26 protein-coding genes are annotated in these 21,249 nt (G+C 63.0%); 21 read left to right on the top strand and 5 right to left on the bottom strand.

The annotated features are described in order from the left end of the window. The first annotated feature begins 8 nt into the window (after window positions 1-8). Window positions 9-752 (top strand): SDR family oxidoreductase, encoded by a 744-nt coding sequence (locus tag C5L10_RS07325; RefSeq protein WP_105429101.1) that lies wholly within the window; start codon window positions 9-11, stop codon window positions 750-752. 57 nt (window positions 753-809) lie between these two features. Here C5L10_RS07325 and C5L10_RS07320 read toward each other — a convergent pair whose 3' ends face one another. Together C5L10_RS07320 and C5L10_RS07315 are read right to left on the bottom strand one after the other, a co-directional pair. After that, entirely contained in the window at window positions 810-2,534 is a 1,725-nt protein-coding gene (locus C5L10_RS07320; RefSeq protein WP_105429100.1) for a DEAD/DEAH box helicase, read from the bottom strand. A 408-nt stretch (window positions 2,535-2,942) separates the two neighbouring features. After that, window positions 2,943-3,296 (bottom strand): hypothetical protein, encoded by a 354-nt coding sequence (locus tag C5L10_RS07315; protein WP_046631445.1) that lies wholly within the window; start codon window positions 3,294-3,296, stop codon window positions 2,943-2,945. A 460-nt stretch (window positions 3,297-3,756) separates the two neighbouring features. Here C5L10_RS07315 and C5L10_RS07310 point away from each other — a divergent pair, with 460 nt between their 5' ends. After that, complete coding sequence (locus C5L10_RS07310; protein WP_105429099.1) at window positions 3,757-7,476, top strand: response regulator; 3,720 nt, start codon at window positions 3,757-3,759, stop codon at window positions 7,474-7,476. A gap of 118 nt (window positions 7,477-7,594) precedes the next feature. Beyond that, window positions 7,595-7,804 (top strand): hypothetical protein, encoded by a 210-nt coding sequence (locus tag C5L10_RS07305; RefSeq protein WP_046635240.1) that lies wholly within the window; start codon window positions 7,595-7,597, stop codon window positions 7,802-7,804. Between the two features lie 84 nt (window positions 7,805-7,888). Here the strand turns inward: C5L10_RS07305 and C5L10_RS07300 are convergent, their stop codons facing one another. Then, window positions 7,889-8,401: a chemotaxis protein CheD gene (locus tag C5L10_RS07300; RefSeq protein ID WP_105429098.1), complete on the bottom strand. Its 513-nt coding sequence runs from the start codon at window positions 8,399-8,401 to the stop codon at window positions 7,889-7,891. 349 nt (window positions 8,402-8,750) lie between these two features. Here C5L10_RS07300 and C5L10_RS07295 point away from each other — a divergent pair, with 349 nt between their 5' ends. Next, the gene (locus C5L10_RS07295) at window positions 8,751-9,122 is read left to right on the top strand and encodes a hypothetical protein (RefSeq protein WP_046625253.1); all 372 of its coding nucleotides are present in this window, start codon (window positions 8,751-8,753) and stop codon (window positions 9,120-9,122) included. A gap of 67 nt (window positions 9,123-9,189) precedes the next feature. Here C5L10_RS07295 and mnmD read toward each other — a convergent pair whose 3' ends face one another. Beyond that, the gene (mnmD, locus tag C5L10_RS07290) at window positions 9,190-9,930 is read right to left on the bottom strand and encodes a tRNA (5-methylaminomethyl-2-thiouridine)(34)-methyltransferase MnmD (RefSeq protein WP_105429096.1); all 741 of its coding nucleotides are present in this window, start codon (window positions 9,928-9,930) and stop codon (window positions 9,190-9,192) included. Here mnmD and C5L10_RS07285 point away from each other — a divergent pair. The 15 genes from C5L10_RS07285 (at window position 9,929) to C5L10_RS07215 (ending at window position 19,243) form a co-directional block, all read left to right on the top strand. Next, complete coding sequence (locus C5L10_RS07285) at window positions 9,929-11,119, top strand: FAD-binding oxidoreductase (protein ID WP_105429095.1); 1,191 nt, start codon at window positions 9,929-9,931, stop codon at window positions 11,117-11,119. The genes mnmD and C5L10_RS07285 overlap by 2 nt on opposite strands. A gap of 124 nt (window positions 11,120-11,243) precedes the next feature. After that, a complete protein-coding gene (locus C5L10_RS07280) occupies window positions 11,244-11,951 on the top strand; it encodes a DUF1045 domain-containing protein (RefSeq protein WP_105429094.1) in 708 nt (235 codons plus the stop codon). A gap of 68 nt (window positions 11,952-12,019) precedes the next feature. Further along, window positions 12,020-12,877: an AraC family transcriptional regulator gene (locus C5L10_RS07275; RefSeq protein WP_046666855.1), complete on the top strand. Its 858-nt coding sequence runs from the start codon at window positions 12,020-12,022 to the stop codon at window positions 12,875-12,877. A gap of 107 nt (window positions 12,878-12,984) precedes the next feature. Further along, complete coding sequence (locus C5L10_RS07270; RefSeq protein ID WP_105429232.1) at window positions 12,985-13,653, top strand: AzlC family ABC transporter permease; 669 nt, start codon at window positions 12,985-12,987, stop codon at window positions 13,651-13,653. Beyond that, window positions 13,650-13,952 (top strand): AzlD family protein, encoded by a 303-nt coding sequence (locus tag C5L10_RS07265; RefSeq protein ID WP_046666643.1) that lies wholly within the window; start codon window positions 13,650-13,652, stop codon window positions 13,950-13,952. The genes C5L10_RS07270 and C5L10_RS07265 overlap by 4 nt, the downstream gene beginning before the upstream one ends. 70 nt (window positions 13,953-14,022) lie before the next feature. Next, on the top strand, window positions 14,023-14,949 hold the full coding sequence (puuE, locus tag C5L10_RS07260; RefSeq protein ID WP_105429093.1) for an allantoinase PuuE: 927 nt from the start codon (window positions 14,023-14,025) through the stop codon (window positions 14,947-14,949). Beyond that, complete coding sequence (gene uraD, locus C5L10_RS07255) at window positions 14,946-15,443, top strand: 2-oxo-4-hydroxy-4-carboxy-5-ureidoimidazoline decarboxylase (protein ID WP_105429092.1); 498 nt, start codon at window positions 14,946-14,948, stop codon at window positions 15,441-15,443. The genes puuE and uraD overlap by 4 nt, the downstream gene beginning before the upstream one ends. 68 nt (window positions 15,444-15,511) lie before the next feature. Continuing rightward, a complete protein-coding gene (locus C5L10_RS07250; RefSeq protein WP_105429091.1) occupies window positions 15,512-15,802 on the top strand; it encodes a nucleotidyltransferase family protein in 291 nt (96 codons plus the stop codon). Next, a complete protein-coding gene (locus C5L10_RS07245) occupies window positions 15,799-16,161 on the top strand; it encodes a DUF86 domain-containing protein (protein ID WP_105429090.1) in 363 nt (120 codons plus the stop codon). Before C5L10_RS07250 ends, C5L10_RS07245 begins: the two co-directional genes overlap by 4 nt. A gap of 28 nt (window positions 16,162-16,189) precedes the next feature. Next, a complete protein-coding gene (locus C5L10_RS07240; protein WP_105429089.1) occupies window positions 16,190-16,690 on the top strand; it encodes an ureidoglycolate lyase in 501 nt (166 codons plus the stop codon). Beyond that, window positions 16,687-17,046, top strand: coding sequence for a hydroxyisourate hydrolase (gene uraH, locus C5L10_RS07235; RefSeq protein ID WP_105429088.1), 360 nt, complete (start codon window positions 16,687-16,689; stop codon window positions 17,044-17,046). The genes C5L10_RS07240 and uraH overlap by 4 nt, the downstream gene beginning before the upstream one ends. After that, a complete protein-coding gene (locus C5L10_RS07230; RefSeq protein ID WP_105429087.1) occupies window positions 17,046-17,795 on the top strand; it encodes a metallophosphoesterase in 750 nt (249 codons plus the stop codon). The genes uraH and C5L10_RS07230 overlap by 1 nt, the downstream gene beginning before the upstream one ends. 61 nt (window positions 17,796-17,856) lie before the next feature. After that, the gene (locus C5L10_RS07225; RefSeq protein ID WP_038544445.1) at window positions 17,857-18,144 is read left to right on the top strand and encodes a type II toxin-antitoxin system Phd/YefM family antitoxin; all 288 of its coding nucleotides are present in this window, start codon (window positions 17,857-17,859) and stop codon (window positions 18,142-18,144) included. After that, complete coding sequence (locus C5L10_RS07220; protein WP_105429086.1) at window positions 18,144-18,428, top strand: Txe/YoeB family addiction module toxin; 285 nt, start codon at window positions 18,144-18,146, stop codon at window positions 18,426-18,428. The genes C5L10_RS07225 and C5L10_RS07220 overlap by 1 nt, the downstream gene beginning before the upstream one ends. 71 nt (window positions 18,429-18,499) lie before the next feature. After that, entirely contained in the window at window positions 18,500-19,243 is a 744-nt protein-coding gene (locus C5L10_RS07215; RefSeq protein WP_105429085.1) for a hypothetical protein, read from the top strand. Between the two features lie 31 nt (window positions 19,244-19,274). Here the strand turns inward: C5L10_RS07215 and C5L10_RS07210 are convergent, their stop codons facing one another. Next, window positions 19,275-20,420, bottom strand: a complete 1,146-nt coding sequence (locus tag C5L10_RS07210) for an alpha-hydroxy acid oxidase (protein ID WP_105429084.1) — start codon at window positions 20,418-20,420, stop codon at window positions 19,275-19,277. A gap of 293 nt (window positions 20,421-20,713) precedes the next feature. Here C5L10_RS07210 and C5L10_RS07205 point away from each other — a divergent pair, with 293 nt between their 5' ends. Both C5L10_RS07205 and C5L10_RS07200 read left to right on the top strand, forming a co-directional pair. Next, window positions 20,714-20,959 carry a type II toxin-antitoxin system Phd/YefM family antitoxin gene (locus C5L10_RS07205; RefSeq protein WP_105429083.1) on the top strand — a complete coding sequence of 82 codons (246 nt, stop codon included), beginning with the start codon at window positions 20,714-20,716 and terminating at the stop codon, window positions 20,957-20,959. Then, a complete protein-coding gene (locus C5L10_RS07200; RefSeq protein ID WP_105429082.1) occupies window positions 20,949-21,230 on the top strand; it encodes a type II toxin-antitoxin system RelE/ParE family toxin in 282 nt (93 codons plus the stop codon). The genes C5L10_RS07205 and C5L10_RS07200 overlap by 11 nt, the downstream gene beginning before the upstream one ends. Window positions 21,231-21,249: the final 19 nt, after the last annotated feature.

Here is a 21,249-nt window from a genome sequence, read left to right as displayed (position 1 = left end):
GGTACATCATGCTAACCGACAAAGTGGCCATCGTTACCGGCGCATCAAGCGGCATCGGCCGCGCCGCGGCCCTTCTCTTCGCTAGGGAAGGGGCTGCCGTTGTTGCCAACGCGCGGGGCGAGGCAGAATTGCAGACGCTTGTTTCCGAGATCGAGGCGGCCGGCGGACGTGCGGTCGCCGTGGCAGGCGATGTCGCGGACGAGGAAACCCACCGGGCATTGCTCGAAGTGGCACTTGGCCGGTTCGGCGGCCTCGACATCGCCCTGAACAATGCCGGCACGGTCGGGCCCTACAAGCCGTTAGGCGAGGTGACGCTGGAGGAGTGGCAGCATACCCTGGCCATGAACCTCACGAGCGCCTTCCTCGGCGCCCGTTTGCAGATTCCGGCCATGCTCGAGCGCGGCGGCGGGTCGATCATCTTCACCTCTACCTTCGTCGGCACCAGCGTCGGCATCCCCGGCATGGGGACCTATGGCGCATCGAAGGTCGGGATCATGGGTCTGGTGAAAGGGATCACCGCTGATTACGGAGCGCGCGGCATACGGGCCAATGCGCTGCTGCCGGGCGGCACCGACACCCCGATGGCGGGCGACGCGGCGCAAAAGGAATGGGCGGCGGGCCTGCATGCCCTCAAGCGCATCGCCCAGCCTGAAGAAATCGCCCGGGCCGCACTTTTCCTGGCGAGCCCGATGGCGAGCTTCGTCGCAGGGTCCGCGCTCTATGCGGACGGCGGGAACGCCGCGGTCAAATGACAAAAAAAGGGGCCGCGCGAGCGGCCTCTTGGCTTTGTTTCCCTATGTAGGGTTTCTTTACGCCGGGCGGCGTGTGCGGCCCTGCTGGCCGGAGCGGTTGTCGTTGCCGAACTTTACCGGACCTCCGTTGCCGCCGGCGGCGGGCCGGGCGGCTTCGACGCGCGGGCCGCGGTTGTTGCGCTGGGCAGCGGGCTCATGGGCGCCGTGTGCGGCATGGGGGTTCTGAGCCCCATTGCCGCCCTTGCGGTGTTCCTTGCGGGGCTCGGTGCGTGCCGGGCGGCCTTCGCCGTTCTGGGAGCCGAACTGCTTCTTGGCCGGGCGGAAATCCGACGTGGTCGAGAGGTCGTTGTCGACTTCCAGGCGCGGAGCGTCCTCACCGCGGCGCTGGCCGCGGAAATCGTCGTTGCGACGGTTGTCGCGCTGCGGGCGGTCACCATGGGGACGATCGCCATTGGCGCGGGCCGGACGCTGGGGACGGTCACCGCCCTCGGCGCCTTCCGCTGCGAAGAACGGCTTGCGGGCCGGACGGTCGCGGCGCTCGGGACGGCCTTCGCCGTTGCCGCGTGCCTGGCCGTTGCCGCCCCGGCCGCTTTTGGCCGCGCCGCCACGGTTGTTGTTGCCGGCTCCGCCGCGTGGCTGGCGGCCGCCTTCAGGGCGTTCGCCGGATGCGGTGGTGATCTCGATGTTCATCAGGCGCTCGATGTCGCGCAGCAGGCGCGCTTCGTCGGGAGCGCAGAAGGCGATCGCGATGCCGTCACGACCGGCACGTGCGGTACGGCCGATACGGTGAACGTAGGCGTCCGGTACTTCCGGGAGATCGTAGTTGAAGACGTGGGTAACGCCGGGGATGTCGATGCCGCGGGCAGCAACGTCGGTGGCGACCAGAACGCGGATCTCATTGTCACGGAAGGCCTTGAGGGCGCGTTCGCGCTGGCCCTGGCTCTTGTTGCCGTGGATCGAGGCGACCTTGAAGCCGATATGCTCGAGATGCTTGGAGAGCTTCTCGGCGCCGTGCTTGGTGCGCAGGAAGACCATGGCGCGGCCGGTCGGATTTTCTTCGAGCGACTTCTTCAGAAGGTCCGTCTTGTCATTCTTGCCGACCACGAAGTGGACGAACTGTTCGACCTTGTCGGCAGCCTTGCCCGGAGGCGTGACCGAGACCTGAACCGGATCCTTGAGGAAGTCGGAGGCAAGATCTGCGATCGCCTTCGGCATGGTGGCCGAGAAGAGCAGGGTCTGGCGCTTGTTCGGCACCATCTTGGAAATCTTGCGCAGGTCGTGGATGAAGCCGAGATCGAGCATCTGGTCGGCTTCGTCAAGAACGAGGTAACGAACCGCGGTCAGGCCGATGGCACGGCGGGCGATCAGGTCGAGCAGGCGGCCCGGGGTGGCGACGAGAATGTCGGTGCCCTTTTCGAGCTGCAGCTGCTGTTTGTTGATCGAGGCACCGCCGACGACGGCGTTGATCTTCATCGGCGTGCCGCGCACGTAGCTCTTCAGGCTGGCGGCGATCTGGTTGACCAGTTCGCGGGTCGGAGCGAGGATGAGCGTACGGGTGGTGCGGTTGTCAGGACGCTTCGGGTCCTTGGCAAGCATTTCGATGATCGGGAGACCGAATGCGGCGGTCTTGCCGGTGCCGGTCTGGGCAAGGCCGACCATGTCGCGGCCTTCGAGAAGCTGGGGGATGGCCTGGGCCTGGATAGGGGTCGGCGTTTCGTAACCGAGCGCAAACAGAGTGGCTACGGTCTGCTTGGACAGACCAAGCTCGTGGAAATTCGTCAAGTCGAATACCTTTTCGGGGCGCCAAAAGCGTATCGCCGGACTGGCACCATGCCGTCCGGTCTGCCTTTGGCGTCAAGAACCCCGCGTGAAGTGGGAACTTGCAAGTTGGAAATTGCTCTCCAGCGCTTAAACCCTCCGGGATCGAGGGCGATCTATCTGTGCGCCTTGTTCCTTCTTCGCGGTGTCTTTAATGACGCGGGGCCAACTCACGCGGCGGCCGGAAGGTGAAAGCTGAAGCGCATTTGGTGGTTTTCCGGGCAAAAGTCAAGCAGATGTTTCGCAATCGCGAAATGGCGTGGCTTCCCGGCGGTGGCCGCAACGGCGCTCAGAACGTCTCCACCACAGCAAAAAGCCTGCCTCCGCCGCGGCGGAAACAGGCCCTTCAGGATATGCGATCAGCCTTGCGGATCAGCGCGAGCAGACTTCGACGCGATAAGGTTCGCCATAGCGGTTGCGGCGCCATTCGAGTTCGCAGACCGGCGGGTAGTCGCGGTAATAGGCGCGGCGGTAATAAACGGGCGGCGGGGGCGGGGGAGCGTAATCGTATTCCGGCTCCACATATTCGGGCTCGGCATAGGCCGGCCGCTGCGATCCGGCGACGATCGCGCCGCCGATGATGCCGCCGGCAAGTCCAGCCGCCACGCCCGGCCAGACGTCGCGATGGCGGTCGCGGGCTTCGGCCGCAGGAGCGGTCACCGTCAGGGCGCCCGCTACGGACAGTGCGACGAGGCCGAGTGATATCGTCTTCTTCAGTGCCGACATGTTTTTTCCTTTCCCTTTTTGTCCTCAAGGGGTGCAGAAATCGTGGCGCGCAAAGGCGGCGGATTGATGAAGACGATTTCCCGATAGTCTGAACGGACGTTCAGCTTCATGCCGCTTTCGGTTGATTTTCGTCAAGCCTGAGCAATCGCCAATGGGGATCGTGGCGAGATTGTGGCAATCTCACGGCAAAGATTTGGCAGGGCAAAACCGGCTAAGCCTCCGATTCTCCTTCCCGATCGACCCGCGACAGCCTTCATCCGCGTCGCGGGCGACCAGTAGCTGCACTCGACCTCAGGCTGTATTTTCGCTCACATATCGGAGCTTCCGATTGATAAATGCCAAAAATGATAAGTCGTACCGTTTCAACAACACGATATTAACACTCGCTATGGTGTTATCAGTCGATTGGGAGACAAACGAATCGAGCCGGATATCGGCCGGCACGAAGGAGCGGGGGAAGGTGGACACGGAAAGCGAACTCTTGAAAACGGCGTGCGAGCGGATCAACGATCTCGCCGAGCCCGCCTTCATCAAGGACAGCGCCCTCATCTACGTGGCGGTGAACGCCGCCTATGCACGCCTTTTCGGCATGCATCCGAGCGAATTTGCCGGCAATACCAGCCGCGGCCTTGCAGGCGCGCCCGAAGATGCCGACCGCAAGGAGAAGGAATGCCGGGCGATCGTCTTCGGCACCGACGAGACGGCGCTCTGCTTCGACCGCTCGGGTGTCGTCCGCCATGAGATCCATATCGAGCGTTTCCTCACGGAAGACGACCACACCTATCTCTTCGGCACGTTTGCAGCGGTTCCGGGCATTGGTGCCGGGTTCGAACCGAAGCTGGTCACCCCGGTTGCCGGCACCTCGATCACCGGCGCAAAGCCCATCGCGCCGTTCTCACCGTTCAACAATGCGCTTCTCGACGATGCCCTCGACATGCTCGAAATGGGTATCGGCATCTACGACAAGCACAACGTCCTGCTCTACTGCAATTCCCAGCTCATCAACCATTTTGCGTCGATCTCGATCGATATCCAGCCGGGGATCACCCTCAACGATATTCTCGGATTTGCCTATGATCGCCGCCAGCGCGTGTCGCCGGCGAGTTTCGGTCCCGATGTGCCGAGCAAGGACACATGGATTGCCGAGCGGATGAAGCCGTTCGAACTTCCCTATTCCGAAAGCACCGACCAGCTTTCCGACGGGCGCTGGCTGCGGAGCATCAACAAGCGCCTCGAAAACGGCCTGCTGATCGCCATCCGCCACGACGTGACCGAATTCAAGGAGCAAGAAATGCTCCTGCGCACCCATGTCTCCGAGACGGACCTGTTCCGCGCGGTCCTCGAAGACCTGCCGGTGCCCGTGTTCGTGCGAAACAGCGACCGCCAGCTCACCTATGCCAATGCCGCCTACGAGGCGATGCTCGGCAAGCCCAGAAGCCATTTTCTCGGCAAGACCGAAATGGAAATGTTCCCCGACGCGGCCGATCGTTTCCGTGTCGAGAACGACCGGGTGATGACAGGCGAGGACATCGAGAAGTCGGAGGACATCACCTTTCCCGACGGAACCGTTGTCCCGGTCATCACGCATCTGCGCCGGGTGACCACCAATGACGGCGCCCACAACCTCGTCGGCTCGCGCATGGACGTCTCCCGCATCAAGGAGGCGCAGAACAAGGCGGAGAAGATGGGCAAGGATCTGCAGACGATCCTGCGCACCATGCCCGTCGGCGTGGCGATCCTCGACGAGCAGTTCCTGTTCGAATACGCCAACCCGGCCTTCTATTCCTTCTGGGATGCCGGAGAGCAGTTCGATCTGCCCGGGCGTTCCTACCGGGATTTCCTGAAGGTCAATTTCGACCACGGCATCTATAGCGGCTCGACGAGCAGCTTCGAGGAAATCTACCAGGAGCGCATCGCCGCCTTGACCGATGGCCAGGAGCGGCCGCCGATCGAGGTGAAAAGCCGAACCGGTCTGGTGATCGTCATTTCCGGCACCCAGCTTTCCGGCGGAAAGATCCTGCTGAGCTACATGGACATCACGGCTGTCCGCAAACGCGAGCAGGAGATCCAGGAGGCCCGTGCGGCGCTTGAAACCCACGGCGCGCTGATGCGCGACGCGACGAGCGCGATGTCTCAAGGGCTGCTCATCCTGCATGACGGCGAGATCATCTTCTCCAACGATGCGCTGCCGGCCATGCTCGACATGTCGGCCGATATGGTGCGCGCCGGTGGCCTGTGGCGCGATCTGTTCCGCCATTGCGTCGAGCGCGGCGATCTCGGCACGCCCGAGGAGGCGGCGGCGACCCTCAAGGCCTGGGAAGACAATGTCGCAGCCGGCAAGCCGGTGTTTGCCGCTTTCCGCGTCGAAGGCCGCAAGTGGATCCATGTCGAGGCCAAGCTTACCGGCAGCGACCATTGGCTGGCGGTGTTCACCGACGTCACCGAAATGAAGAGCCGCGAGGAGGAACTTACCCGCCTCCTGCACCGCGCCGAGGCCGCCGACCGGGCGAAGTCGGAATTCCTCGCCAATATGAGCCACGAGATCCGCACGCCGATGAACGGCGTGCTCGGCATGGCGGAGCTGCTCGCCAAGTCCAATCTCGACACCCGCCAGAAGACTTTCATCGACATCATCGTCAAATCGGGCAACGCGCTCCTGACGATCATCAACGACATTCTCGACTTCTCCAAGATCGATGCCGGGCAGATGACGCTGCGCAAGGCGCCGTTCGATCCGGTCGAGGCGATCGAGGACGTGGCGACGCTTTTGTCGTCATCGGCCGCCGAGAAGGATATCGAGCTCATCGTGCGCGGCGACGTCTCGATCCGCGAGACGGTGATGGGCGACGCGGGACGTTTCCGTCAGATCATCACCAACCTCGTCGGCAACGCGGTCAAGTTCACCGAAAAGGGGCATGTCTTCATCGACCTGAGGTCGGAGGCGAAAGGCCCCGGCGAGATGATGCTGTCGATCCGCATCGAGGATACCGGGCTCGGCATTCCCGAAGAGAAACTGAAATCGGTCTTCGAGAAATTCTCGCAGGTCGATACATCCTCGACGCGCCGCCACGAAGGCACCGGTCTCGGCCTGGCGATCACCGCGGGCCTCACCGAACTGTTCGGCGGCTATATCGACGTGACCAGCGAAGTCGGACGCGGTTCGGTCTTCACCGTGCACCTGCCGTTCCAGGTGGTCAGCGAACGCAATGTGCTCACCACCCTGCCGATCAACACGAGCGGTGCCCGCATCCTCGTCGTCGACGACAATGCCGTCAACCGCCGTATCCTCACCGAACAGCTCACCATGTGGGGCTTCGACACGGTCGCAGCCGAAAGCGGCGCCGAGGGCCTGGCGATCCTCAACGAAGCCGCCCGTATCGGCGTCACCGTCGACGCGATCGTGCTCGACTACCACATGCCGGAGATGAACGGCCTCGATTTCGCAAAGCACCTCAGGCGCGACGCGCGCTTCGACGGCACCGGCGTGGTCTTCCTGACCTCCATGGACATGGCCGGCGACGACAGCATGTTTGCCGCCCTCAACGTCCAGGCCCATCTGATGAAGCCGGCGCGCGCCAATCTGCTGCGCAGCACGATCATCGACGTCGTCCGCTCGATCCGCACCAAGCGGCGGTCGGTCGAAGCAGGGCAGGCGGCTGCTCGTCCTCAGGCGACAGTGCCGACCCTCGTCCCGGTTGCCACGCCCACGCTGGCTGCTTCAACGCCGGTGATTGCCGAACAGCCGGCGGCGCCGGTTTCCACGCCGCCCATGCAGGCGGCACCGACGCTCGACGTGCTGGTCGCAGAGGACAACGAGGTCAACCAGATCGTCTTCACCCAGATCCTGCAGACCACCGGCTGGCTGTTCCAGATCGTCAAGAACGGTGCGGAAGCGGTCGAGGCGTGGAGAAAGCACGATCCGGCGGTCATCATCATGGACGTCTCGATGCCGATCATGAACGGGCATCAGGCGACCCAGAAAATCCGCGAGCTCGAACAGGAGACGGGAACCCACACACCGATCATCGGCGTCACGGCGCATGCGCTGGAAAGCGACCGCGAACTCTGCTTCCAGGTGGGCATGGACGATTATCTTTCCAAGCCGATCAGCCCGGAGGCACTGGAAGCCAAGGTCCGCAACTGGCTCGGCGGCGCAATCGTGAGTTCCGTTTCCAACTGAGCCGGAGTTTCTGGTTCGAGGCGCTCGCCTGCAGCAACGGGGGAGTTAACCCTGGCGGAAGCTCACTCTGGACAACTTGGCGCTGTGCGGTAAATCTCGGGACGCTAGGAGAGCTGCCATGATTACCCGCATCGTTTCCGTCCTTCGCCCGATCTGCGTCGCCGCCACGATCGCGCTTGCCGTCGTCCTGATCCTCTGCTTCTGGGGCATTCAGGTTGTGACGTGGGACATGTTCTGGAAGCTGTTTTTCTCGTATGTCGCGTTGATGATCGCATCGACGCTGATCTGTTACATCGACGATCCCAGGCGGATTACGGGCCGGGAGTAGTCGCCTCTCCGGGACGCCGCCGAAACCCTGGCCGACTGGACCACGGTCCCAGCTCATGCGGCGACGAGAACGTGGCCAAGCCGGTCAAATTCTCCTTTCCCGCGCCGTGCCGGCCATCGAGGGGGCGGGCATGGCGTCGGTAATCCTCATCTGCACTCTGCCCGTCGTCGGTTGAAACGTGATCCAGCGCGCCAGATCGTCGCCGAGGCTGGTGTCGACAAGCTTGATGCCCTCTTCCAGAAGGAACCGTCTCGCGAATGCGGAATTGAGAGATCCCGGATCGTAGCCGCTCGACTTTCGCGTGCGGCCGCCAAAGAGCTTGGCCCTGAGATTTCGGCGTTCGGCACCGAAATCATAAAGGTCGTCGACCAGCGTGCGCATGGCCAGGTCACCATAACGTTCCGGGCGCTCGGCGATATCCAGACCGCCGCTCGTCGGCAGGATGAAATGGTTCATTCCTCCGATGTTGGTGACCGTATCATAGATGCAGGCCGAGACGCAGGAGCCGAGAACGGTCATCAGTATGATATCAGGATCGGCGGATACCGCATATTGACCACCGAGGACATGAATATGGTGGGAGTCCATGAAGTTCATCTAATGCTCCGATCCCGTGCATGCGACATTCACTTTCCCGCAAAAGTATGAAGGCGCTACGCGGACGGGAAGGCCCAACAATGAATGACGAGAAATACTGGCTGGGATGCATTTTGTAATTCCAGGGACGTGGGCAGGGGCGGTCCGTGCTCGATCGGGAGCGGCACGCGCGGCGGCCCTTCTTTCGTAGAGCCGGCCGGACGCCTCGCGGTCGATCCTGTCACAGGCTTTCTGCTGCGAGCGGCTTTTCCGTTCAGGGAGCGTTAAGCAGGGCATGTGCATTGTTCCGGAATATCGGGCTTTTTCCTGCCGCTCGCAGGCGCGCTCGGTGGAAACGGAGACGCTTGTGATGAAGAAGATAATTGTCTCGGCGCTGATCCTGGCGGCCACCTGCACCAGCATCGTGGTACCCGCCGGTGAAGCTGCGGCCCAGCAATGGGACAGACACTATGACCGATACGATCGATACGACCGATACGATCGCCGTGGTCCTCCGCCTCCGCCGCGCAGACATCGTAACAACGACGGCGCCATAATCGCCGGGGGCCTGGCGGCCGGCGTCATAGGCGGCCTGATCGGCGGCGCTCTCGCCAATGACGGCGGGCCGCGCTACATCGATCCGCCACCGCCGCCTCGGCCGCGCTGCTGGTTCGAGGACCGCCGCGTCCGCAACGCCTATGACGGCGGCTGGCACATGGAAAGCCTGCGCGTCTGCCAATAGGTGGTCTGCGATGTGACGGATGGCAGCCGGTCCCAGGGCCGGCTGTTTTGCGTTGGGCGGCCTTGGATCAGGTCGCCGGTTTGATGCCGCACAACATCTCGCGCTTGCCGGCAAAGCCGGGCCGCCGCTCGACCGTGAAACCGGCGGCCTGCAGGTTCCGCCGCACGAAGCCGGCGGCCGCATAGGTGCCGAACGTGCCGCCGGACAAGGTCTTGTCGTAGATCGCCTGCATGATTTCCGGCGACCACATGTCCGGATTGCGCGATGGTGCAAAACCGTCGAGGAACCAGGCGTCGAAATCGGCCTCCGCCACCGAGACGCCTTCGAGCGCGGGGCCGCAGACGACCGTCAGCCGGGTCTGGGCGTCAGCGTCGATCACGACGTGGCCAGCGGGTTTGTCCGGCCAGGCCTCGATCAGCGCCTGCCGTTCCGCATCGATCTCCGGCCAGCGGGCAAGCGCCCGGTCGATCTCGTCGCGCTGCATCGGGTAAAGCTCGAACGAGGTGAAATGAAGCTTCGCGCCTGCGGATCGAAAAAGCTTCCACTGCCGCCATGTTTCGCAGAAGTTCAACCCGGTGCCGAAGCCGAGTTCGCCGATCCGGAAAGTCTGTTGCCTTTCCCAGCGCTCCGGCAGGCCCCAGCGCTCAGGCAGGCCATTGCCGGCCAGAAACGTGTGGCCGCATTCCAGCCGACCGTCGGTGCGGCAATAAAAGTGATCGCAAAACTTTTGCGAATAGGGCATATCGCCGTCATGCCAGTCCAGGGTCTGGCTTTCGGTCACACGAATTTCAGGATCACGGTCGCTCATGGGACATGCGGATAATCCTGCCGGCTCCGGTGGTCAATCTCATGTCCTTCCGCCATCCGCCGATCTCGTCATCCTCGGCGGCGGCATCATGGGCCTCTGGGCGGCGGTCAAGGCCGACCGGCTCGGTATCAATACCCTGCTTGTCGATGCTGGACCGCTGGGGCAGGGGGCGAGCGGCGGGCTGCTCGGCGCCCTGATGCCGCACATGCCGGACAAGTGGAACGACAAGAAACAGTTCCAGTTCGATGCGCTTCTGTCGCTGGAAGACGAGATCATCGAGCTCGAAGTCGAGACCGGCGTCGTCTGCGGCTACCGCCGCTCCGGCCGGCTGATCCCGCTGCCGAAGCCGCACTTACGGAAGATCGCGCTCGGGCACTCGGCCGATGCGGAAGCCTGCTGGCGGCGCGGCGACCGCCGTTTCCATTGGCATGTGCTCGACCGTCCCCCGCAAAAAGGGTGGCCGGATGCCTCATTCGCGGCTGCCGGACTGGTGCATGACACGTTTGCCGCCCGGGTTTCGCCGCGCGGACTCGTCTCGGCGCTGGTCGCTTATCTGCGGACGGCCAGCAATGTTCGGCTCGTCGAAGGCCTGGAGGCGGAGGCGATCGACCCCTCAGGAAATAGGATTATATTCCGAGGCGGCGAAAGCGTAGCCTTCGGTCACTGCATCGTCTCGGCCGGCCACCGGTCCTTCCCCCTGCTTCAGGGCATCTCGCCGCCGCTGAACCATGCGATCGGTCAGCCGGTCAAAGGGCAGGCAGCGCTCCTCAAGGCCGATGTCGATCCGTCCCTGCCGGTGATCTTCCTGAACGGCCTTTATGTGGTCGCCCATGAGGGCGGTCACGTCGCGGTCGGCAGCACCAGCGAGGATGTGTTCGACGACCCGTCCTCGACCGATTCCCAGCTGGACGAACTCATTGCGCGTGCCCGGGCGCTGGTGCCGGCCTTGGCCCGGGCCCCGGTCATCGAACGCTGGGCGGGATTGCGGCCGAAGGCGATCGATCGCGATCCAATGGTCGGCGCGCATCCCGATCACGCCCGAGTGATCGCGCTCACAGGTGGTTTCAAGGTGAGCTTCGGCATCGCGCACAGGTTGGCCGATGCTGCCCTCAATGCCCTGAACGGCCGGGAAATGCGACTTCCGGCGTCGTTCACGCTCGCCAATCACCTTGCCGTCGCCTCGCGTTAAACGCGAACTTTCAGTCCTTCGCGTCGTTATTCTGTCACGCAAATCACTTAACCCCCACGGTGGGGATTGTTGAGCAATGCGTAAAACATGGGGTTGCTGAAAAAGGACGTTCAGAAGGTGACGCATGCGCTATGCCATTCATTTCACGCCTCCGGCGCATGACCCGCTGACGCTTGCCGCGGCCCAGTGGCTCGGTCGCAATGCCTTTTCGGGCGAGGCGATGGAGCCGCCGGCGATCCGCGGCATCGGCATCCACGACATTGCCTTCAATACCGCGCTGCCGCGTCGCTACGGTTTCCACGCGACGCTGAAGGCGCCGTTCCGGCTGGCACCCGACGTCACCGAACCGATGCTGCTGCGCCACCTGATGCGCTTTGCGGGCACCCACAGCCCGTTCGAACTGCCGAAGCTCGAAGTCGTCCGGCTCGGCAATTTCTTCGGCCTTGCGCCGGTCGTCCCCTGCGATACCGCCCGGTTCCTCGCCGCTTCCGTCGTCCAGGAGTTCGACAATTTCCGCACGCCGCTGTCGGAAGCAGAGCTGGAGCGCAGCGATTCAGGCGATCTCTCGGCGCCGCAATTCGCCAACCTGTATCGCTGGGGCCACCCTTACGTGATGGACGAGTTTCGTTTCCACATGACGCTGACCGGCCCGCTGTCGCCGGTCGAGATGCCGCGTTTCGAAATTGCGCTGCGCGATTATTTCGAGCCCTATCTGAAAAAGCCGGTCGAAATCGCCAACCTGGCGCTGTTCATCGAGGAGGAGCCCGGCGCGCCCTTCCAGGTGCATTCACTGCACCCGATGGGACGAGTGGCGGCGCGCAAGATCGCCTGAGATTTTGGGTGCCGGCGGCGTCACTTTTGTTCAAGAGCAACCGCGCTGTCATCTGCTATATTCCCCCCATGGAGAATATCTCGCAGGAACAGGCCACCGACCACATGCCGCTGATGCCGGCAGAGGTGACCCGTTTCTGGCGCGACGATCGCTTCGGCGGCATGGAATGCCTGCGCGCGACGTTTCTCACCCACGAATTCGCGCCGCATGCGCATGATACGTTCAGCATCGGTGCGATCGAGCAGGGCATGCAGGTCTGCACCATCAAGGGCAGCCGTGAGAGCGCCGGGCCGGGCGGGCTCTACCTGATCAATCCGGGCGAGACACATGACGGTGCGCCCCGGGGTGGCGGTTATCGCTACCGGATGATCTATCCGGATGTCGCGCTGCTTCGCGAGATACTCGAAGACGTCACCGGCAAACCCTTCCGGGGCACGCCCGCCTTCGGCATCCAACTCCTCCACGACCAGGCGCTTGCCGACGCTTTCCACGAGGCGCACCGGACGCTGGAGGAGGGATCCGGCGCGCTCGAAGCCAGCCAGGCGATGTTCCTGGTGCTCGACGCAATGTTCCGTCGCCACGGCAGTTCGATCATCGTGCCGGCCGATTCGACCGAGCGCACCGCCGTGCGCCAGGCCCGCGACTACCTCACCGAGCATTTTGCATCCGATGTCGGGCTGGAGGAACTCGCGGCCGTCGCGGGGCTCAGCCGCGCCCACCTCATCCGCGCGTTCCGCAAGGAATTCCACATCACCCCGCATTCCTTCCTGACCGATATCCGCATCCGCGCGGCCCGCAAGCGGTTGAGGGAAGGAGGCCAGCCAGCCGAGATCGCCCTCGAATGCGGTTTTGCCGACCAGGCCCATTTCACCCGCCACTTCAAGGCCCGCACCGGACTGACGCCGGGGCAATACCGGGCTCGCTGATCACTTTCGTTCAAGACGGCTATCCGCTTGATCTCTAAGACCTCCGCCTCAACCGGAGTTTTTTCGACGTGAATGGCAATTCAAGATTTCTGGACTTCCTCGGCGGCATGCGGGCGATCTCGCCGCTGATCGCCGCAGTCATCCCGATCGGCCTCGTCTTCGGGGCGGTGGCGGCGACCAAGGGCCTTTCGCCGGCCGAGGCGGGGCTGATGAGCGCGCTCGTCTTTGCAGGCGGCTCGCAATTCGTGGCGATGGATATCTGGACTCATCCGGCCTCTTGGACCGGCGTCGGGTTTGCAGCCCTTTTGGTCAACATCCGCCACGTGCTGATGAGCGCCTCGCTCGGCACAAGGATGGAGGGTTTCGGCCAACCGGCGCGCTATCTTTCGATGCTGTTCCTCGCCGACGAAATCTGGGCGATGGCGGAGTTCCGGGCCAAGGTGGCGCGGCTGACGCCCGCCTGGTTCGCCGGCCTCGCCATGCCCTTCTATCTCGCCTGGGTGCTCTCGGGACTGGCTGGTGCCGCGCTCGGTGCCTTTCTCGGCGACCCGGTGGTGCTCGGGCTCGACTTCGCCTTCCCGGCGGTCTTCATCGTGCTGGTCATGGGGTTCTGGAAGGGACCGGAAACCGGCGCCGTGCTGCTGGCGAGCGGCGCGGCCGCCGTCGCCACCCAGCATTTCGTGCCGGGCGTCTGGTATATCGCCGCCGGTGCCATCGCCGGACTTGCCGCCGCCCTGGTGACCGGCAAGTCCCGGGATATCGAGGTGACGCCATGACTGTCGATCTCGCCACGTTCCTTGCCATCCTCGCCATGGCGGCTGCGACCGCGCTCACCCGGTTGAGCGGCCTCGTGCTCATCCGCCATGTCTCGCTCGAAGGCAGTCGCCGCAAGGCGATCGAATCGATCCCGCCCGCCGTGCTGATGGCCGTCGTCGCGCCGACTGCGTTTGCCACCGGGATTGCCGAAACCTTGGCCTGCGCGGTGACTGCTTTTGCGGCACTTCGGCTGCCGATGCTCGTTTCCGTGGCACTCGGGGTCGCCTCGGTCGCGATCCTTCGGGCGCTCGGCCTCTAAGCGTCGTTTCCATCTCGACATGGCCGGAAAGGGTGCGCTACCGTCCGGCCTCATTCGTCGAAGGTGACCCATGCAGGCAAAAGACTATCCGCGCGAACTCGTCGGCTATGGCCGTTCCACCCCTGATCCGAAATGGCCGGGCGGCGCCCATGTCGCGGTCCAGTTCGTGATCAATTACGAGGAGGGCGGCGAAAGCTCGATTATGGACGGCGATCCGGCCTCGGAAAACCTGCTGTCGGAAATCGTCGGCGCTGCCCCCTGGCCGGGCCAGCGCAACCTCAACATGGAATCGATCTACGAATACGGCTCGCGCGCAGGCTTCTGGCGGCTCTTTCGGATGTTTACCGAACTCAACGTCCAGACCACCGTCTATGGCGTGACGCTTGCCATGGCCCGCAATCCGGAAGCCGTCGCCGCCATGAAGGAAGCCGGTTGGGAAATCGCCAGCCACGGCTACCGCTGGCTGGAATACAAAGATTTCCCGGAGGCAAAGGAGCGCGAACACATCCTCGAAGCCGTGCGCCTGCATACCGAACTCGTCGGCGAGCGGCCCTACGGCATGTACCAAGGAAAGCCCTCCGACAACACGCTGAAACTGGTCATGGAAGAGGGCGGTTTTCTCTATTCTTCCGACAGCTACGCGGACGATCTACCCTATTGGGTACCCGGCCTCGACCGGCAACCGTTCCTGATCATCCCCTATACGCTGGAGACCAACGACATGCGGTTTGCGACAGCGCAGGGGTTCAACACCGGCGACCAGTTCTTCACCTACCTCAAGGACGCCTTCGACGTGCTTTACCAGGAGGGCAGGGAAGGCGCGCCGAAGATGATGTCGGTCGGCCTCCACTGCCGCCTCGTCGGTCGCCCCGGCCGCGCCGCCGCGTTGAAGCGTTTCATCGAATATGTGCTCAGCCACGACAAGGTCTGGATCCCGCAGCGGATCGAGATCGCCAGACACTGGCACGAACACCATAAGCCGGCGGCCGCGCTATGAGCGCGCGCGGGGATTTCATCGCGATGTTCGGTGGTGTGTTCGAGCACTCACCCTTCATCGCCGAGCGGGCCTATGATTCCGGGCTGATGCTGGTGCCGCTGACGTCCAAGAGCGTGCATGACGCGCTGACCTCGATCTTCCGCAAGGCAAGCCGCGAGGAACGCCTCGGCGTGCTGCGCGCCCACCCGGATCTCGCTGGCAAGCTGGCGATCGCCGGCGAACTGACCGAGGACAGCAAAAAGGAACAGGCCGGCGCCGGGCTCGACCGCCTGAGCGCCGCCGAACACGCTCGCTTCACCGATCTCAATACCGCCTATACGCAAAAATTCGGCTTCCCTTTCATCATCGCGGTCAAGGGCCTCACGAAAGACGATATCCTCGCGGCCTTCGAGAAGCGCATCGACAATTCTGCGGACGAGGAGTTCGACACCGCTACCGCCCAGGTGGAAAAGATCGCGCTCCTGCGCCTGCAATCGCTGCTTCCGGGACATTGAGGTCTTGGACGCTTCTTTCCTCGATCCTTTCCGTCGCATATATTGGCGATATCAGGAGTGACGCCGCCATGAGACCGTCGGAAGTGCTGGAGAAGAACCGGGAGGCGATCCGCGAAGCGGCAACACGCTTCAACGCGGCGAACCCGCGCGTGTTCGGCTCCGTTGCACGCGGCGAGGACGGGCCTGAGAGCGATATCGACATTCTTGTCGATGCGCTTCCCGGCACCACCCTGTTCGATCTCGGCGGACTGCAGGACACGCTCGAAACGCTGCTTCAGGTCAAGGTCGACCTCGTCACGTCCGGAGGCATCCGCAACTCGATGCGCGACCGGATACTGTCGGAAGCGGCTCCCATATGAGTGCTGACCGCCTGAGGGAATATCTCGACCAGATGCATTCCGCAGCCCTTCAAGCCTGCGACTTCGTGGCGGGGATGGAGCAGGAGACGTTTCTCGCCGACATTCGCACGCAGATGGCGGTCGGCATGGCATTGATCCTGATCGGCGAGAGTGCCGCGAGGATCATGACGCATCATCCCGACTTCCCCGTCGATCATCCGGAAATTCCGTGGTCGAAAATGAAGGGCATGCGCAATTTCGTCGTCCATGACTATTACGAGCTGGAGCTTCCCATCGTTCTGGAGACGGTGAAAACCTCGCTGCCGCAGCTTCTGTCCCAGCTCGACTCCCTGCGCAACTGGCGTGCCCAGGGCGAATGATGAAGACGAATGATCGAAGGCGAATGACGTGACCGAATATCTGGAAATCCTGCCCCTCACAAAGGAAGCCTTCGCGCGCTTTGGCGATGTCATCGAGGCCGATCCGGCGACCATGCGGCTGATCAACGACGGCACGACCGAGCGCTATCATGCGCTCGCCGAGCCCGTGGTGATCGGCGAGCCGGAGCGGCTGATCTTCAGCATCTTCCGCAGCAAGCCGCGGCAGTTCCCCTACGCGATCACCATGATGGAGCGGCATCCTTTCGCCAGCCAGAGCTTTTCGCCGATCTCCGGCCAGCCGTTCCTGATTGCCGTTTCGGATGACGAAGGCGGACAGCCGGGCAAGCCGCAGGTCTTCCTCGTGCAGCCGCATCAGGGCGTCAATTATTTCTCCAATTCGTGGCATCATCCGCTGATGGCGATCGGCGTCGTCAGCGATTTCCTGGTCGTCGATCGCGACAACCCAGCCGCAAATTACGAGGAAGCGTTCTTCGAGACCCCGTATCTCATCGCGGAGCCAAGCCTATGACGGGCCTCACCACCCATGTCCTCGACACCGCCAGCGGTACGCCTGCGGAGGGGCTTTCGATCGATCTCTACCGGCTGAAGAACGGTGAGACTCGCGAGAAGCTGAAGACCATCGTCACCAACAGCGACGGCCGCGTCGATGGCGGGCCGATCCTGATCGGCGAGACCTTTCTTGCCGGCGAATACGAACTGGTTTTCCATGCCGGCGCCTATCTTCGAGCCCGCGGCGTCGCACTTGCCGAGCCGGCCTTTCTCGACGTGATCCCGATCCGGTTCGGCATTTCCGACACGACGGCGCACTATCACGTGCCGCTGCTGCTCTCGCCCTACGGTTATTCCACCTATCGGGGGAGCTGATGCGTTTTGCCGCGATCGCCGACATCCACGGGAATTGCGCAGCGCTCGAAGCGGTGCTCGCCGATATCCACGCACAGGGCATCACCGAAATCGTCAATCTTGGCGATTGCCTGAGCGGCCCCCTCGAAGCCGGGCGCACCGCGGACCTGCTACTCCTTCTCGATACGATGGCGACGCTGACGGTGCGCGGCAATCACGATCGCTACCTGATCGAAAATCCGGCGGATGCCATGCCCTCCTGGGAAGTGCACGCCTTTTCGCAACTGGCGCCCCGCCACCTGCAATGGCTGCGCAAGCTGCCGTTCAGCGTCGTTTATCGGGACGAGGCCTATCTTTGCCACGCGACGCCGCAGTCGGACAACGTTTACTGGCTGGAGCAGGTGTCGGGCGAAGGCCATGTCTTCCTGAAGCCGCTGGAAGAGATCGAGGCGCTGGCTGATGGCATCGAACAGCCGCTGATCCTCTGCGGCCACAGCCATATTCCGCGGGCGGTGCAACTGTCCGACGGCCGGTTGATCGTCAATCCCGGCAGCGTCGGCTGCCCGGCCTATGACGACGACACGCCGCATTTCCACAAGGTGGAAACGGGCCACACCATGGCGTCCTACGCGATCCTCGAAAAGACCTCCGCCGGCTGGACACCGCAATTCCGCAACGTGTCCTACGATCACCTGGCAATGTCGCGCCTCGCCGCCGAAAACGGCCGCGCCGACTGGGCGGTGGCGCTGGCGACCGGCCGGGCGGGGTAGCTCAAATTGACTTCGATTGGTACTTGTACTATTTGTTGTACAAGTAATTGAGGAGCCATTCATGCGCACCGTCATGTTTTCCCAAGCCCGACAAGAACTGGCCAGCCTCCTGGACGAGGTCTCGAACGACCGTGCGCCGATCGAGATCATGCGCCGCGACAAGCCATCGGCCATTCTGATCGACAAGGATGAATACGAGGGGATGCTGGAGACGCTGCATCTGATGTCGACACCCGCCAATGCAACGCGGCTGATGGAGGCAATCGCCAATGTCAACGACGGCTCCAAGCTGATAGCGCACGACCTTATCGAACCTGAAGACTATATCCCCAATAAGAAAGCGGATTGATGCCTCCAGCGAAAGCCTGCCTGCTTGTCTGGGAGCCGGAGGCCTGGTGGGAGTATATTTTCTGGCAGGAGGCCGATCCCAAAATAATCGGTCGGATCAACGAGCTGATCAAGGACACATTGCGTCACCCGTTCGAGGGCATCGGCAAGCCAGAGCCTTTGCGCAATCAGCTCAAAGGGCATTGGTCGCGCCGGGTAACCCAGGAACACCGGCTCGTCTACCGCGTGGAGAGCAGCGAAGACCAGCCGCGGCTGATCATCCTCCAATGCCGTTTCCGCTACTGACCGGTCCTTCTGAAACCTTTCGGCAATCCTTCCCCCCGATACTTCTTTCCGATTCGACAGGAGAGATCTTCATGGCTCAAACGCGCGGCAAATCCGGTTCTCGGCGCAAGAGTTCGCCGAAGCGGTCGTCGGGCTCCGGTTCGTCGCTCTGGCCCTGGCTCGGGGCGCTGGCGCTGGTGGCCGGCGGTATCGCGCTTTACGAGAATTCCGCGGAGGCCCGGCGTTTCGTCAAAGGCCTGACGTCCGGCAACCAGGTTCAGGTTGCCGCAAAACCGGTGCCCGCAAAGCCTGTACAGGCAAGTTCCGGGCCGTCGCACCGCCCTGTGGCACCGAAGCCGGTGGCTGCTCCCGATCAGAGCCACACCGCCGCGATCATCCCGCCTGCGCCTATCGGCAAGCCTGTGATCGAGGAAATGCAGAAGGCCGCCGAGCAGCCAAACAGCAGCGAGAGCCTCGCCGGCGCCTATCAGGCGAAATTCTATCTGTGCGGTTCGGCCAAGCAGGACGACTGCGTCGTGGCTGCGGATCGTTTCGTGTTCCACGGCCAGAAGATCCGGCTGGTCGGCATCGAGGTGCCCGACATCAAGAAGCCGCGCTGCGAGGCGGAGCGGATCAAGGCGAGCGATGCGGAGTTGCGGGTGCGCGCCTTCCTGGATTCCGGTCCGTTCGAACTCGTCACCTGGCAAGGCAACGAGGACGAGATCGAAGGCCACAAGCTGCGCGAAGTGACGCGCAACGGCCGCTCGCTCGCCGATGTCCTTGTCAACGAAGGCCTGGCCAGGCGACCGGGCGCCGGCAAGGGCGGCTGGTGCTGATCGCAGCACCGACCATTCTCGTCGGCCGTCGTCAGAACGGCATGTTGGCGAGGATGTTGCGGTCGATATGCTGGATATCGCGCTTGCCGCAGAGTGCCATGGTGATGTCGAGTTCCTTGCGGATGATCTCGAGCGTCGTGGTGACGCCTTCCTCGCCCATGGCGCCGAGGCCGTAGAGGAAGGGCCGGCCGATATAGGTGCCGCGGGCGCCGAGCGCCACGGCCTTCAGCACGTCCTGGCCGGAGCGGATGCCGCCGTCCAGATGCACTTCGATCCGGTCGCCGACCGCTTCGACGATCCTTGGCAGCATGCTGATCGAGGAGGGAGCGCCGTCGAGCTGGCGGCCGCCGTGGTTGGAGACGATGATCGCATCCGCGCCGGTGTCGGCGGCGGCGCGCGCGTCCTCTTCGTCGAGGATTCCCTTGATGATCATCTTGCCGCCCCAGAGGTCCTTGATCCAGCGGATATCATCCCAGGAAAGCCGTGGATCGAACTGTTCCGCCGTCCAGGCGCCGAGCGAGGAGAGGTCGGACACATTGCTCGCATGGCCGACGATATTGCCGAAACCGCGGCGCTTGGTCCCCAGCATTTCCAGGCACCATCTCGGGCGCGTCACGAGTTGCAGGGCGGCGTTGAGCGTCGGCTTCGGCGGAGCGGCGAGGCCGTTGCGCAGGTCCTTGTGGCGCTGGCCGAGGATCTGCAGGTCGGCGGTGACGACGAGCGCCGAGCATTTCGCCGCCTTGGCGCGGCCGATCAGCCGTTCGACGAAGCCGCGGTCCTTCATCACGTAGAGCTGGAACCAGAACGGTTTCGTGGTCACCGAAGCGACGTCCTCGATCGAGCAGATGCTCATGGTCGAGAGCGTGAACGGCACGCCGAATTCTTCCGCCGCCTTGGCGGCCAGCATTTCACCGTCGGCATGCTGCATGCCGGTCATGCCGGTCGGCGCCAGCGCCACGGGCATCGCCGCTTTTTCGCCGATCATCGTGGTTTCAAGCGTGCGGTTGGTCATGTCGACCAGTACGCGCTGACGCAGCTTGATCTTGGAGAAGTCTTCCTCGTTCGCCCTGTAGGTCCCCTCGGTCCAGGCGCCGCTGTCGGCATAGTCGAAGAACATCTTTGGCACGCGACGGCGGGCAAGGTTTTTGAGATCGGCGATGGTCAGCGGTTTGGACATCAGTCGAATTGCTTTCGAAGGCGGGGAGACAAGACGGGCAAGGAACTAGCATAAATTTTCCGCGCTGGTCACCGAAAATGATCGGGTTTCCGCGGTCTGCGCGCGCATTCGTCGGGCGGGGATGCCAGACGCCTCGCTAACCTGCTCGCCACTCCTTTCAAGAAGCCTGGATGTCGAGGTGGCGGCGGACACATGGTCAGCTTGATCCTCATCGACTTGGCTGGAAAAACATGATATTCGATGCTGAAATTCGTGCTTAAATCAGGTCAAATTCATTCGCGGAAGGTCGAACTATGCAGCGCGTCGAGGCAGAAGTCGCCGTCAGTGTCTCCGATCTGAAGAAGAACCCGACGGCCATCGTAGAGGGCGCCTCCGGGGTTGCGGTCGCTATCCTCAATCACAACCGGATCATGGCATATATGGTGCCCGCCAGCACCTATGAGGCGATGATCGATGCCCTTGACGATCAGGCGCTTGCCGAAATCGCAAAGGCGCGGGCGACGGAAAAGGGCGTGCCGGTCAGCCTCGATGACCTTTAGGCTGGAGTTTCTACCCTCCGCCCGCAAGGAATGGGACAAGCTCGGCGCGACGCTCCGGGAGCAATTCAAGAAGAAGTTAGCGGAAAGGCTCACACATCCGCGCGTACCGCCCGATGCCTTGCGTGGCATGGCCGATCACTACAAGATCAAACTGCGGTCGCCCGGATATCGGCTGGTCTATCGCGTCGAAGACGAGAGGATCACGGTTGTGGTGGTCGCCGTCGGCAGGCGCGAGCGCTCCGAAGTTTACAAGGCTGCAAGAAAGCGCTGACCCGACTGAAAGGGTTGGA

The organism is Neorhizobium sp. T6_25 (assembly GCF_002968555.1).
Taxonomy (GTDB): Bacteria; Pseudomonadota; Alphaproteobacteria; order Rhizobiales; family Rhizobiaceae; genus Neorhizobium.
The sequence above is the reverse complement of the archived record's forward strand: the minus strand, read 5'-3'. Positions and strand labels throughout refer to the sequence as shown.